The 15,066-nt window shown below is 44.7% G+C and carries 6 protein-coding genes; 3 read left to right on the top strand and 3 right to left on the bottom strand.

Going from position 1 to position 15,066, the window contains the following annotated elements; all coding sequences use genetic code 11:
• Positions 1-16 precede the first annotated feature (16 nt).
• Positions 17-1,555: a glutamate racemase gene (locus tag C4F40_RS18575; protein ID WP_231390136.1), complete on the bottom strand. Its 1,539-nt coding sequence runs from the start codon at positions 1,553-1,555 to the stop codon at positions 17-19.
• Between the two features lie 72 nt (positions 1,556-1,627).
• A complete protein-coding gene (gene ggt / locus C4F40_RS18580) occupies positions 1,628-3,328 on the bottom strand; it encodes a gamma-glutamyltransferase (RefSeq protein WP_196940922.1) in 1,701 nt (566 codons plus the stop codon).
• Positions 3,329-4,228: 900 nt separating this feature from the next.
• Between ggt and C4F40_RS18585 the strand changes: the two genes are divergently transcribed.
• From C4F40_RS18585 to C4F40_RS18595, 3 genes are all read left to right on the top strand, one after another.
• A complete protein-coding gene (locus tag C4F40_RS18585; RefSeq protein WP_196940923.1) occupies positions 4,229-7,609 on the top strand; it encodes a SusC/RagA family TonB-linked outer membrane protein in 3,381 nt (1,126 codons plus the stop codon).
• 39 nt (positions 7,610-7,648) lie between these two features.
• On the top strand, positions 7,649-9,694 hold the full coding sequence (locus C4F40_RS18590; protein WP_196940924.1) for a RagB/SusD family nutrient uptake outer membrane protein: 2,046 nt from the start codon (positions 7,649-7,651) through the stop codon (positions 9,692-9,694).
• 166 nt (positions 9,695-9,860) lie between these two features.
• Positions 9,861-14,171, top strand: coding sequence for a hybrid sensor histidine kinase/response regulator transcription factor (locus C4F40_RS18595; RefSeq protein WP_196940925.1), 4,311 nt, complete (start codon positions 9,861-9,863; stop codon positions 14,169-14,171).
• A gap of 92 nt (positions 14,172-14,263) precedes the next feature.
• On the opposite strand, the gene surE is transcribed toward C4F40_RS18595, so the two are convergent.
• Positions 14,264-14,992, bottom strand: coding sequence for a 5'/3'-nucleotidase SurE (gene surE / locus C4F40_RS18600; RefSeq protein ID WP_196940926.1), 729 nt, complete (start codon positions 14,990-14,992; stop codon positions 14,264-14,266).
• Positions 14,993-15,066: the final 74 nt, after the last annotated feature.

The raw sequence follows: 15,066 nt of genomic DNA on the forward strand, positions 1-15,066 counted from the left end.
ATCGGTATTTTTTATATTATTTAATGGTTTTTGCATTTTGGGATGCATTAGGTCGGTGCAAAGCATTAATTAATTTAAATGTTTCAGGGATAGCATCTTCCATACGATGTACAACTTCGTTAGGGATATTGGCATGACTGAATGGTACTACTTTCACATATTCCTGGATGTCGCCGGCATTCCGTCCATATTTATAATCGTACGTAAAACGTCCCAGACTATCTATTTTTACGGCTGGATTATCGGGGTTAGGCACACTGATAAAAAATTCACTTCCCTTTAAGTTGCCCGACGGGTTGAACAAACGCTTATCTTTCAAATAGGCATGAAGCTCATGGGATACGTTTTCGGCAGGATCAATCAGAACGACGTTTTTTTCCATTAAGGGTCGGTAGATATACTTACCATCTCGTTGGTAACTATAAAGCTCAGCGAGAACTTTATGGATTTCGTCGGTGAGATAGGGATAGTGTGTGCAGCCTAACAGCAAGGCCTTTAGCGGTCTTGCACGAGGTTGGTTCCGTAATTGTTCCATCAGGGACACTAAATGGTAACGTATATAGTTTTCGGTAGAATTCAGCTGAAGAATATTGCAGTCCATAGCTGATTCCTCCTCATCACACAACATATCACCATTACGAAAATCGAACGCATAAGCATCCATCAACGCTTTGTCAATGGCATAGTCGGAATGATTTAAGCCCGGCCCACGGTAATTTGAGCGGGGTGATGTGGATTGGTGGTTGATAAAATCGGGTTCTTCATCTACGGCTTCGGCCACGCCATGCCCCCCTTGGTTATAGACCTGAATATCGCCGGAGTAGCCCCGCTCATTCTTAATGCGCAGAATCGTACGCTCGTATCCCTTAGAAGCGATGGTGCCTACGGTAGCAAAGACACCAATAGAACCATCCTCCGTTGGATCGAATACATCCAAGGCTCCTCTGGCTCCTGCATCGATGACCCCAATAACCGGTATATTTATTCCAGCTTTCTGTAGAAAGGCTTCGATGCTCTCCTTTCCATAGGCAGTAGCCGTATTGCAGGCAATAACCAGCGCTTTGATTTGTTGTTTCTTACCCAAAGAGGACTTAGCTTTTGCATCAGGATAATACCGATCCGACAGTAAAAACTGTACATCCTTTAAGATGTGCTCGATCAGCAGATCGGTTTTATGCTCGCTGTGGTAATTTCCGTAAGGCATATTGGCTTGGTCGGCTAAATAAATAAATCGCTCCTTTCCAAAATCGACCTGACCATCACTGCCTTTTGTTTGATCACCATTACCATAAGCATCAAATCGTACAATGGCATCTAACACAGTCAGTCCGCCGGTCCCTGAATCAAACACACCGATGGGCAGTTGTGCGTCATCAGTCCGATATTGGGCAAAATTCACATAATAGAAACTCGATGTGTCCGCTAAAATTGCCTGCTCAATGGGTGTAAATTTGTCTTCATCTTTCCGGACTGTATTTGAACAGCTTTGAATACCAACCATCATACCGATAACGGTCAATAATGCAATCTGTTTAATCAATAATGTTAAACTCATAATTATAGGATCCTTTGTTTATTCACCAGCTATCGTTTACCGAAGGTTGGCCAAGTTTAAAATTCATGTATATCAATAACCAGCTGCACTATCATCACCTCGCTTATCAGCTACGGCTTCAACTCCCGATTCGGTTAGTCGGATGACCTCTGTTCGTCCAATGGGGCCTCGCTCTACAAATCGATACCCTATCTGCTCTAATGATGCACGTACAGTGGGGGAGAAATCTCGCTCGATATAGATCACGTCGGGCTGCCATTGATGGTGGAACTTGGGATTATTCACCGCATCTTCCACGCTCAATTCGAAATCCAGAAGATTAACCAGCGTCTGGAATACGGATGTGATAATGGTAGACCCTCCAGGTGTGCCCAGTACCAGATAGGGCTTATTATCTTTGGATACGATGGTGGGGGTCATCGAGCTGAGCATCCGCTTACCTGGCGCAATGGCATTGGATGCCGTTCCGAGTAACCCGAATTTATTGGGAGTACCTGGCTTTGCACTGAAATCATCCATTTCATTATTCAGAATGAATCCTGCCCCCCCAACGATTACCCGGCTACCGTAGGCACCGTTTAATGTTGTTGTTACCGCTACAGCGTTACCCTCTTCATCCACAACAGAAAGATGGGTGGTTTCTTCGTGTTCTAATATCAAGCCTGACTTTACTTCCGTACTGGGCGTCGGTCCCGCTGCATCATAATCGCTCATACGTTGTTTCAGATAAGCTTTATCGACTAGCTCGTTTACCGGCACTTTTACGAAGTCGGGATCACCCATATACTCCGTACGGTCGGCATAGGCCCGTCGTTCAATTTCTGTCATCAATTGCACAGCTTTGGGCGAACCGTAGCCATAGTTTTCGATGGGATAATTCTCGAGCATACCCATCATTTGTTGCATCATGACACCTCCACTTGAAGGCAATGCCATCGTGATAATACGGTATCCTTTGTAATCGAATAGGATAGGCTCACGCTTTACCGCTTGGTAACCCTTCATATCCGCGTGACTGATAATGCCACCTCCCCGTTTCATCTCTGCGACCAGGAGGTCAGCTGTTTCTCCTTCGTAAAAACCGGAAGCACCTTGGTCGCGCATCCGCTCCAAGGTATGCGCGAGGTCAGCTTGTATCAATGTGTCACCTGCTCGCCATTCTTGGGCTTTCACAAATGCGGGTGCGACAGTATTGTATTTTTCGAAATCTGATTTCGTCCGGTTCAGACCTCTGGCTTCCCGCTCGGTGATAGCGAATCCTTTTGCCGCCAAATCAATAGCTGGCTGGATCAATTCTTCCATCGGCAACCGGCCGTAATCTCCATGAGAAGCAAATAACCCCGCTACAGTACCTGGTACTCCTGATGCCAAGTGACCATCGCGACTCAAGGTACTGTCCGCATCTCCTGATTCATTTAAGTACATATCTCGCGAAGCAATACCAGGCGCTCGTTCGCGGTAATCATAAGTAGCTATATCACCCTCGTGTGTCTGCAATACCATAAAACCACCTCCGCCAAGATTTCCCGCATTGGGATATACCACGGCCAACGCAAGCTGAGTGGCTATGGCCGCATCCACTGCGTTCCCTCCTTTCTTTAAGACCAGAGCCCCGACCTCACTAGCCAATGGGTGGGCACTAACCACAGCAGCTTTCTGACGTTCGACTTTTTTAACGATTTCATAATCGTATGCATCAATATGATGTTTACTTTGTGGGGAGCACCCAATAAAAAGGCAGCCTATATATAAGCTTATCCAAGTTATTTTCATTTTATTCTGAAGATTTTTATTTGTAAAACTTTTCTGGTTAATGATTGGGTATATTCTCTGACGCTTACGGCTATCCTATTGCTAATACCCGCAGACATCCCCCATTTCGATCGAAATTGACACATGGTAAATTGCTCAACCGTGAACTGCTGGGCATGTAGTAGGCTGCTGGTACAATGACATAGCGCGAGTAAAGTAATATATTTCATAAGCTATGATTATCATTAATAAATATGGTTGCACTAATTATCCCGTTAAACGACAGAGATTTACATTTGGCTTATACAAGTATAGTGATTAATTCACAATTATGCATTATTTTGTATAATTTTTTATAAAAATGCATAAAAACGTGAAAAAAATCAGATAAACACCTTTAAAATATGCTTAATTGCGCTAATTAGCGCAATTATACCACAGAGCATACAACAAAATGAAATAAAACGCAAATACCCCATACCACAGCATAATCTCGTGACCGGCTCTCGAAGCCGAAGGCCATAAGATGTTATGATTTAGTTACGAAAGGGGGCGGCATTAACGTATTCCAAACCGCTATATCTTAAGTAGGAGATGGATAAGTAACTTGCGAAGAAAAATATGATTCCGCTCTGGTCGTGTTAAAAAACAGCCAATACGACCAACCAATGATCAAAGGTAGCCTTACATGAATAAAAAGTGTACAAAAATGAGCAGATATTACGCTGCATTATAACGAGTGTAAAGCACATTTGTGCATACTTTTATACTCCTAAAAATAAACGCTCGATAAATGAACACGGATATGATATTGTGAATGGATTGTACGCGTCTTAGAGATCAGTACGAAGCGATGTCTGCTATTACTTCCGGCATCACTGTTTAAGCAAAAACGTAGTTGTAAACCTAATGCATTACTAAATGAAAACAAAAAACATACTTAACAAAGCGCGATTCATTTTAATCCTGCTTCCCTGCTTATTGATGACACCATGGACCTTTGCACAGACAACTGTTCAGAAAGGAAACATCAAAGACAAATCGGGGGCACCTATTGTAGGTACAAATATAAAAATAAAAGGAACGACAAACGAAACACTTACCGATAGTAACGGTGATTTTACATTGTCAGGAATATCAGCGCAAAGCACTTTGGTAATCAGCTACACAGGTTATATTACGCAAGAGGTTCCTTCCCACGCAGATACGAACTTATCAATCACCTTGCTGGAAGATGATGTAGCGCTAGATGAAGTCGTCGTTATCGGATATCAAACAGTAAGACGTCGCGATCTGACCGGTTCAGTGGCCTCTGTTGGCGGAAAAGAACTGGCTACCGCTCCGGTAATAAACGTAGCCCAAGCTTTACAGGGTAAGCTTCCCGGCGTTAATGTTACATCCCAGGATGGTCGTCCCAACGGAAACGTATCCATCCGCATCCGGGGTGGCGGTTCCATTTCCCAAAGTAACGAGCCCTTAGTTTTGATTGACGGAATTCCCGGCAAAATCGCAGATGTACCAAGCGATATGGTGGAAAGCGTAGACGTACTAAAAGACGCTTCATCTACTGCGATATACGGCGCTCGTGGCGCAAATGGGGTAGTTCTGATAACAACCAAAAGGGCTAAAGCAGGAAAGAGCTCTATTACATACAGCGGTTTTGGCAAGTTCAATGCACCCACAGGATACATGGAAGCATTGAATCCGTATGACTATTTGGCTTTTAAATGGGCCATGCTCGATGCGTATCAAGATGTTGATTATGTTACGCCGTTTAAAGAACTATTTGCTATTGGCGACAAAAGTACGTTCACGAAAGACGATGTGACCTACAGCAACCCTTTGGGGATCAATGCATACCGAAATGTACAACCGTACAATTTGCAAAAAGAACTATACAACAGCTCCTTCTCCCATAATCACGATCTATCCATTGCGGGGGGCACCGATATGACCAAAATTTTGGTCGCGGCCAGTTATATGGATGAGGACGGGATGAAATTGATGTCCAATGCCAAGCGTGCTTCCGCGTTTGTTAAGATTGACCAGAAGATCAGCAAGAACCTAAAATTTAATCTAGACCTGCGTTATACAGACCGTAGAACACAAGGTAATGAGGGAACAACCAGTGGTGCGGGATCTATCCTATCTTCAGCTTACCGATTCCGTCCTATTGCAGTCGGTGACATGTTGGGCGACAAGAGTATCTTTTCACACGCTACACTGGGTGAGGAAGCATCGGTGATGAACGACGTTACCAACCCGGTGAACAGAACTAAAGACATCGATAATGTGGCTACAGAACAGAATTTCTTAGGGACCGCGGGAGCGAGGTGGAATATCTTGAAGAATTTGAGTTATTTCAGTGAATTGACCTTGTCGCGCACGTACAACAAAGACAGGAATTGGTCTGGTGCTACAACAGATCCCAATTTTTTCGTCTCGACCGGAACAATGGAAACGATAGACCGCGTTATTTTTGCGGGTAATGCGGATTCCAGATTTAACGACAGATGGAATCTACGTTGGACCAATACATTGAATTTCGACATTTTACAAAACGACACGCATCGATTGAATGTCCTAGGGGGGCAAGAAGTAACAACAAGTGGCGGTAGCGATATGCGTATCAATGCCCTACGCTTCCCCTCCAATTTTACGAAAGAAAACGCCTTTGCGATGATGAACCAATTTGACAGCAGCGTCGCAACCAACATGACCGTATCTACTGCGGCAGTCACTCCGGCACGTATTCTTTCATACTTTGGCCGAGCAAACTATTCGCTCCTAGATCGCTATCTCCTTACCGCGACTATGCGTGCTGACGGCTCATCCAGGTTTTCTCCAGACCAACAATGGGGATATTTTCCCGCTGTTGCGGCGGCTTGGCGTGTTTCCAATGAGTCTTTCTTGAAAAGCCAAAGTTGGATTACCGATTTGAAACTGCGCGCCTCATACGGAGAAGTCGGAAACGATGCAATCGATCCGAATCAATGGAACCAACTGTGGGTAGCTGAAACCGATCCGCGAAGCCAAGGTATATTGAATAACCTACTTCAACCGGCTTACGACCTAGCCTCGGCACAGTTTGCAAATCGTAACCTGAAGTGGGAGACGACCGTTACACGGAACGTTGGTCTTGATTTTACATTACTGAACAGCCGACTGTCTGGTACGATAGAGGTATACAGTAACAACACGAAAGATCTTTTAATGTTAACCGATATTCCGTCTATCACAGGCTTCAATACCAGTTATGCAAATGTCGGACAGACAAGCAATAAGGGGATAGAGATTTCGCTCTCGGGCACAATTTTTTCCAATGATGATTGGAACATCAGTGCAGGAGGTAATTTTAACAGAAACAATCCGAATGTAGACTTTCTGGCAGAAGGTGTGCAAAGTGCCTACGGCACGCAATTCTTACAGTCCAACCTTCCCAACAATGACTACCTGTTAGAGGAAGGGAAACCAGTAGGTATTGTCATGGGCTACAAAACGGTAGGTAGGGGTTTTTACGAAACAAGCGACTTTACATACGATGCGGCTACTGGCGGCTACACACTCAACGCAGGTGTTCCGGATCTTTCACCGCAATTCGTACCGCACCATAAAGGTGTCGTGCCTGCTGGCCAACAAGCTTATCCTGGCATGCCCAAGTTCGAGGACATCGATGGCAATGGGATCATCGATACCAAAGATTTTGTAGAGATTGGTAATATGACACCGAAGCATACAGGCGGTTTCAACCTAACGGTAAGTTACAAGCGCATCGACTTTGCTGCCTACTTCAACTGGAGCTACGGTAATCAGGTCTATAATGCGAATAAGCTAGCCTCGCTATACAATGGTAATAAAGGTGGTGGCCTATACAGCAATAAGTTGGATATCGTTAACGATGGATACAAAGTCTACGATATAGATGCGAGTAGTAACCTGGTAAGGATCACAGATCCTACTGCATTGGACGCGCTCAACCAAAATGCTACGCTACCGCTGACCTATATGCATCAGGGCTATGTTAGTGATATCGGTATCGAGGATGGATCTTTCTTACGTCTCAATACACTGACGCTGGGATACAATGTGCCTAGCCAATGGCTAAGCAAAGTTGGTATGAGCTCCCTGCGGATTTATGGAACGGTGTTCAATGTGGCGACGATAACAGGCTATACCGGAATTGATCCGGAGGTCAATGCGAACCCTAACATCAATAACGCACGCTATCCGACTCCCGGCTTTGACTGGGGAGCGTACCCGCGCCCTCGTCAATACACATTTGGATTAAATGCCTCTTTTTAAACAACACCATTGAATAGACCATTTTAAAGCAAAAGAACGATGAAAAAATTACCTATATACATATGCATAGCACTAACAGTATCCATGTTTACGCAGTGCAAAGATTACTTGGACGTTACCAACCCGGGAGAGAGTGACGACGAATTTGTGACGTCGAGTCCAGAGGAGACCTATAAAACCTTGTCTTGGGGCTATGGCGAGTACCGTACGAATGTAGCGGCCGGCGGAAACTACAATTTTCAGGACCCATTGGGTTCCGATGCGGAGTACATGAGCGAATACCCGACCGCAAATAACGTAATTGCACGCCTACAACCCGAAGCCACGGCAATAGGCAGTCTGGCCACACAATACAACAGTTTAAATATTATTTTGGCCCGCGCCGCCCGTGTCGCGGATGCTTTGGAGAAGAAAGGGGTACATCAAGCCGCTGAACCTAACGTATGGACACAACTGTATGGAGAAGCCAAAGCTATGCGGGCACTCTGCGGATGGGAACTCGTACGCCACTTCGGCGATGTTCCCTTTGGTTACGAAAACCAATACGTGCAAGATTACGAGCTGACCTCGCGATTCGCCATTATGGACCAGCTGATTGAAGGACTAAAGGCAGTAGAGGCCGGCATGTACGATTTAGGCCAAAGTGGCATAACGGTTGAGCGTTTGAATCGCTCTTATGTGCACGCGCTGATCGGCGAAATCGCGTTGCACGCCGGCGGCTGGCAAACCATCCGTACCGATATGCAGGGCTTATATGGTGATGTACAGTTTGATATCAAAGGTACGGACGACGGGACCTGTGTATATGCCCGTCGCAAAGATTATTTAAACTATATCCGCATAGCAGAGGAGCATCTGACCTTGGCAACTACCACGCGCAAGGGAACGGCTAATTTGATCACGACCGATACGAGAGCCGTTAACAACCCGTTTCAGTTAATTTGGCAGCATATAAACTCTAGACGTTCTAGTCCAGAATCTCTCTTCGAAATCGCCTGTGCGCCAGGACAAAGTTCAGAGCATCCTTATTCCCAAGGACGTCCCGGATCAAATAATGGAGCCGTTGCTGTACTGAATACATTTGCGGCTATCCGAATGATTCCATCTTTCTTTTACAATGGGTACGAAGCCGGCGATAAACGTCGCGATGTAAGTATGGTCGTCACCGGGAGCGATGCGGCGACAGGACGTGAAGCATTGATGCCACTCGGTGCAGGTACCCGTATCGGCGGTGGTGGACCAGCGATCAATAAGTGGGATCAGAACCGGGGCGACAATCCATTAATCCCCAATAATGGCAACCGTGCATCCGGTATGAATTACACCATCATGCGTATGGCAGATGCCATACTGATGCTCGCAGAAGCCAAAGCCATCCTCGGCACAGACAATACAGGCGCAGTCAATTTGGTCAACCAAATCCGCAACAGAGCATTCGGCAATAGCGACCACAATATCCCTTCGCTATCCGGCGAGGCACTATTGGATGCCATCTATGCGGAACGCAAATTGGAACTCTTGGGTGAAGGTGATGTACGTTGGGATATGATACGCTCGGGTAAATTTAACGAGCGAGCGATCAAAGTACGTCAAGAAATGAGCGATATGATGGCGGGATTGGAAAGTGACGGTTATTACACCTTCGAAAGTGGACGGACCATCTCAAACTACATCTGGACTAAGCCTGTTCAACTAAATCCGGGGAGCGCTGTTGCCGTGGTCACACAAGAAAGTACGGATCCCAACAATCCGGTCCTTTATCCCGGTTGGCGTGGCATATTTAACTGGAATGCAGCTGCTCACGCAAATACAACAGCTAAAAACCTAGCCATCAAAGGATTGTACACTTACATCAATCCTAACGGCACCGAAGCTGCTGCTTTGGTAGCGGATGGATACGCGAGAGTGAACTGGGGCATTACGATGTCTACCGGTACAAACCCGGCGATGTACAACGCTGCGATTCTGGATGGCGTGGTGAGCCGCGAGACCAAGGCGCCTCGTTATTTTCATCCCATCCCACTTACAGTGATAGACCAGTCGAAAGGCAAAGTAACGAATGGTTATGGACTGCCCAATAGTTAATTGATGTAAAAGAAAAGCTCTCGCAGGTAGATATGCGAGGGCGCTTCTTTGGATCGATCCTACTCGGAAGGATATAGTTACCGATATGGGGACTATCCATCTTACCGATGCTTTCTACAAAAAGCAGGATTTTTATTTTATGTTTGTGTGTAGTAAGCCCATGTCCATGAAAAAACAAGTTGCCCTCGTTATACTATTGTTTCTGGTTAATGGTTTGTTCGGGCAGAGCAAAGGCTCCTTTACGCTCAAACATTACGGCATGAATGAGGGACTGTCTTACTCCCGAACGAAAAATATCGTTCAAGATAAAAAAGGACGTATGTGGATCGGTACATGGAATGGAATCGACAGATTCGATGGCTATACATTTCGTAATTTTAAATCCTACCCTACAGATAAGGTAAAACTCAACAACAACCGTATCGAAGGACTTCAGGTAAATTCCGTTGGCAACTTATGGGTACATACCTACGGTGGGCAAGTTTTTCTTTTCAATACGGAACAGGACATCTTTGAAAATGTATTCATCGAAAAGCAGCATCCATTGGTGGACCGCATCCTATGTCTAGATAACGGCATCACCTGGATTATCGCCCAGAGCAAAGAACTGTATCGGATAGATGACCGAAATTATAAAAAGTCAAATAGCGTACGCATTTTCGGTCACACCGACCATCCTTACCTAGGGAGCACCGTACACGACATCTTCTTGGATAGCGAAGGCGATGAATGGATCTTGACCGAAAAGGGTATTGTTATCCAAGGCACAAAAAAAGTCAACAGCAATATACCTTTTCATCATCATGTTGAAGTGGATGGAACAGTTTATTTGGCCTCCCAAAATGGATACTTGGCAAGTTACAGTAATGGCAAACTTACCTCCCTACAACTTCCCAAAGCCCTTGATGCAATATACCGTCTGAAAAAATTGACAGATAACAAGTTCGCGATCATCACGGCTAATCAGATACTGATATACGATACAGTAGAAAAAAAGTACCGTTCTTTTTCGCCACCCGATCAGCAAGAATTTATCACTTCGGAAAAGGTTCACTACGACAGCTACGGCAGATTGTGGGTATTTGCTTCTGGCGGCAAAATCGTTTGCTACGACTCCAAAAATGAGCAGAAAAACATACTGGATTACCCAGACTTTTCGGATAAAAAGCTGACACCGAGTATAGCATTTTTCATCCACGAAGATGAATATGGAGAGATATGGATATTATTTAACGAAGGGATACTGAGCCACTATAATAAAGACAGTAATAAATTAGAGCTCGCTTCTCACCATGATCTTTCCGGCAATCCGAGCCATTACGCGGTATCGGGACGCGATTATCTGGTAGACAGCCACAAAAACATCTGGATATCTACACTCGAGGGTTTTGATTATATCACATTCGAAAAAGCGGCATATGACAATATCAGTGTTACGCCACAAGAAGAAGTAAGGGCCGTCGGAAAGGATAAGTACAGCCGACTCTGGATTGGTAAGGCAAATGGAAAGATTGAACTTTATACCGATAGGGGTGCCTACATTGGCAATCTAGCGCGTAACGGCCGCATCGTACCCGACAAAAATGAAGTGTTCGGGGCGCGAGCCTATTGCTTCCTACAGGATGATAGTGACCGTATGTGGCTTGGGACACGCGAACACGGTTTGTTTGTTTTGCAAGAGACGAATGAGCGCGCCTACCGGGTGACACAGTATACACGCACAAGCGACCCGTATAGCCTCGCTTCTCCCTCGGTATTTTCTATGCTGCAAGACAAACAGAAACGGATCTGGATTGGATGCTACGAAGGTGGACTGAATCTGGTTGAAGAAGGTACAGAGGGCCAAATTCGTTTTGTACATGCGGGCAATAGCCTAAAAAATTATCCTGTTCGTCATTGCGGTAAAATACGTTACGTCTATCAGTCGGCAAAAGGCACATTCCTCATAGGCACGAGCAACGGATTGCTGACCTTCTCCGACGCATTTGGCAGGCCCGAGGAGATTAGCTTTTTTCATAATTTCTCGACAGCAGATCGCTCGGATTGCCTGAGCAACAATGAGATTATACATATTTTTCAGGACAAGAAGCAAAATATCTATATCTCCACGTTCAGTGGTGGAATTGACATTACTGCTGATTCACCCGAACTGCTTTCAGACAAAATTCGTTTTCGTAATATAAACCAGACCAATGGCTTGGCCTCTGATCTGTCACTGGCTGTGATAGAGGACAATAAAGGGTTTATTTGGGTCGCGTCGGTCAATGCTTTTAGCCGTTTCAATGCTGCAACAAAAATCTTTGACCACTTTAACAAGGATAACCTCCGTTTATCGCCAGTCATTACCACAGCCGCACCTATTATCGATGCGACTGGAAACCTTATTTTCGGTTCAACAAATGGCGCATTGCGCTTACTAACCGATCAGATCGAACGGAGCACCTTTGTACCTCCTATTGTTTTTACGTATGCTAGCATACAGCTAGAAGATACGCAAGAAGAGCGAAAATTAGGAGACCACAGTCCGTTTGTGCTTGCAAAAGAGGAGCGGAACGTCACTGTCTCCTTTGCCGCACTGGACTACGCCAACTCGGCAGCCATCAAATATGCCTATCGCTTAAGAAGTGCGGACAGCAGTTGGGTCTACATCAATAAAAGTCGTTCGGCAAGTTTTGTAGGGCTTGCAGCGGGCCGGCATGTACTGGAAGTAAAATCGACCAACAGCGATGGTGTATGGGTAGAGAATACGACCACTTTATTGATACATGTTACGCCGACCTTTTGGGAGACCGGTTATGCATGGATGATTTACATCGGTGTATTTTTGCTGTTTGCATTTGTGGCCGTACGAATCGTAACACATATTCTGCATCTGCGCCGGCAAGTAGACATCGAACACGAATTGACCGGTATGAAATTAAAGTTCTTTACGGATATTTCGCACGAGCTACGTACGCCATTGACCTTGATTACCAACCCCATCGAAGAGGTATTGCGCTATGAACCGCTTACCCAAGCTGGAAAGGAATACATGCGTACCGCCAAGCAGCATACGGATCGGATGCTTAAATTGATCAATCAAATCTTGGACTTTCGAAAGATACAGCACAATAAAATGAAGGTCTATCTAGAACAAACCGATATTCGCATGCTGATTGACAAAGTTTACGACAGCTTTTCAACGATAGCCAAAAAAAAACAGATCGACTATACGTTATACAGCGATCTGCAGGCGCAAACGATATTTACGGATACAGATAAAGTAGAAAAGATCTTGTTCAATCTACTTTCGAACGCATTTAAATACACCCCCACTGATCGCCGTATAGCGTTGACCGTTAAGATTGACAAAAAAGAACTCCTCATTCGGGTGCGCGACGAGGGTTCAGGGTTTAATGTACGCAAGGCCAAACCATTATTTGAACGATTTGAAACCCAAAATGATGCTGATCCAAGTATCTCTTCTGGCATCGGGCTCGCCTTAGTCGACGAACTCGTTAACTTAATGCACGGCAGTGTCGATGTGCAAAGTAAAAAAGGCGTGGGAAGTACTTTTACTGTTCGGCTTCCTGTTACGTTAGAAGCTTTCGCTAACGACACCAATGTTGAATGTATAGTGAATGACGTTGTTGTCGTAGACGAGACGCCAGAAACAACGACAAGTGGGATACTGGAAGAGCGTGTAGAAACCTGTATTCTGGTGATTGAAGATAACGATGAGCTGCGTCAATTTATGAAAAGTATACTCGACACCGCGTATAAAGTGTTAGAAGCAGCAAATGGCCAGGAAGGTTTGGAAATAACGTTAACAGAATTACCAGATATTGTGATCAGTGATATTATGATGCCCCAGATGGATGGTGTTGCGTATTTGGAAGCGGTCAAAAAAAATCGAAATACTTCGCATATCCCGGTGATTTTATTGACGGCCAAGTCTTCCATAGAAGACCAAATCAAGGGTATTGAGTATGGGGCAGACGATTACATCACCAAACCCTTTAATGCAATGTATCTGAAAACTAAAATTGCTGCATTAGTAAAGCAGCGCCAATTGCTACACCAGCATTATCTCTCCAATCCGAACGTCGATATACAACATCGATTTGCAGACGAATGGAAACCCTCTACGCCGAAAATTACGCATTACGACGACGAGTTTATCACAAGTGTGATCCAAGACATTGAACAGAATATACAGAATACGGACTTTAAGATAGATGATCTAGCTTCGGCGATGAACATGAGTAGGCCTGTATTTTATCGGAAGATAAAAGCGATAGTGGGGCTTTCGCCGATCGACTTTGTTAAAAAAATACGTATCAAACGAGCTGCACAACTCTTGGAGACCGGTCAATTTTCGGTAGCAGAAGTTGCGTATCAAAGTGGATTTACGACATCACAGTACCTGAGCAAGGTCTTTAAGGAAACCATGGGATGCTCGCCAAAAGAATACGTAAAAAACAAGAAAAACACGTAATGCCGCTCCTGATTTATTCGACCACTTTCACTGTCTAGAATCGAGCTTGTGGTAAGTTGAGCCAAGTAAATTAGCAATTCAGCAGTATCCGCTTATTTATCTGCTAATTTCTCCATTAAGGTTGCCTCGTGAGTAAGATCAAGACGTAAGGGTGTAATAGAAACCATATTATTTTCTACTGCCCAACGATCAGTACCTTCATCTGCGGGCTCTAATGGTGAGACGGTAAACCAGTAGTGTTTTCTACCCATAGGATCCGTACCTGGTATAATAGTACCATCATACAACCGAACAGATTGCCTAGTCCACACAATATCTGTCGGATTTGGGGGGAAGTTAACATTATATAAAGCAAGTTCTTTATCTCGTAATAAAAGTTCCAGTGTCTTTTCTACATAGGGTTCTAAGAACTCGAAATCCGGCTCGGTTTTACCCACCGGTGTACTTAAGGCAATACCTTTTATACCGAATAGCACGGCTTGTTTGGCTGCAGCTAATGTTCCAGAGTGCCACATAGAATTCCCAAGGTTGGGCCCCATATTAATTCCGGATAACACGACATCCACGCCTTTCCAAAGATGTGTGCCCATGGCTACGCAATCGGCTGGCGTCCCGTTAACCCGGTGTGCTTCTATATCCTCAAACTCTATGGGCGACTTCTTATAGCTCAAGGGTCGTGAATGTGTCACGGCATGTCCCATGGAAGATTGTTCTACATCCGGTGCCACCACTCTTACTTCTCCAAATTTTCTAGCCACTTTTGCAAGAGATGCGATTCCCGGGCTATAAATACCATCATCGTTTGTAATTAAAATTCTCATAGTTTTCGCAGATAAATATTTTCTATATGATACAACAATTGTCCTGAAGCAATTGTTTATTTATAAATTCTATT

The organism is Sphingobacterium pedocola (assembly GCF_015209965.1).
In the GTDB taxonomy this organism is placed as follows: Bacteria; Bacteroidota; Bacteroidia; order Sphingobacteriales; family Sphingobacteriaceae; genus Sphingobacterium; species Sphingobacterium pedocola.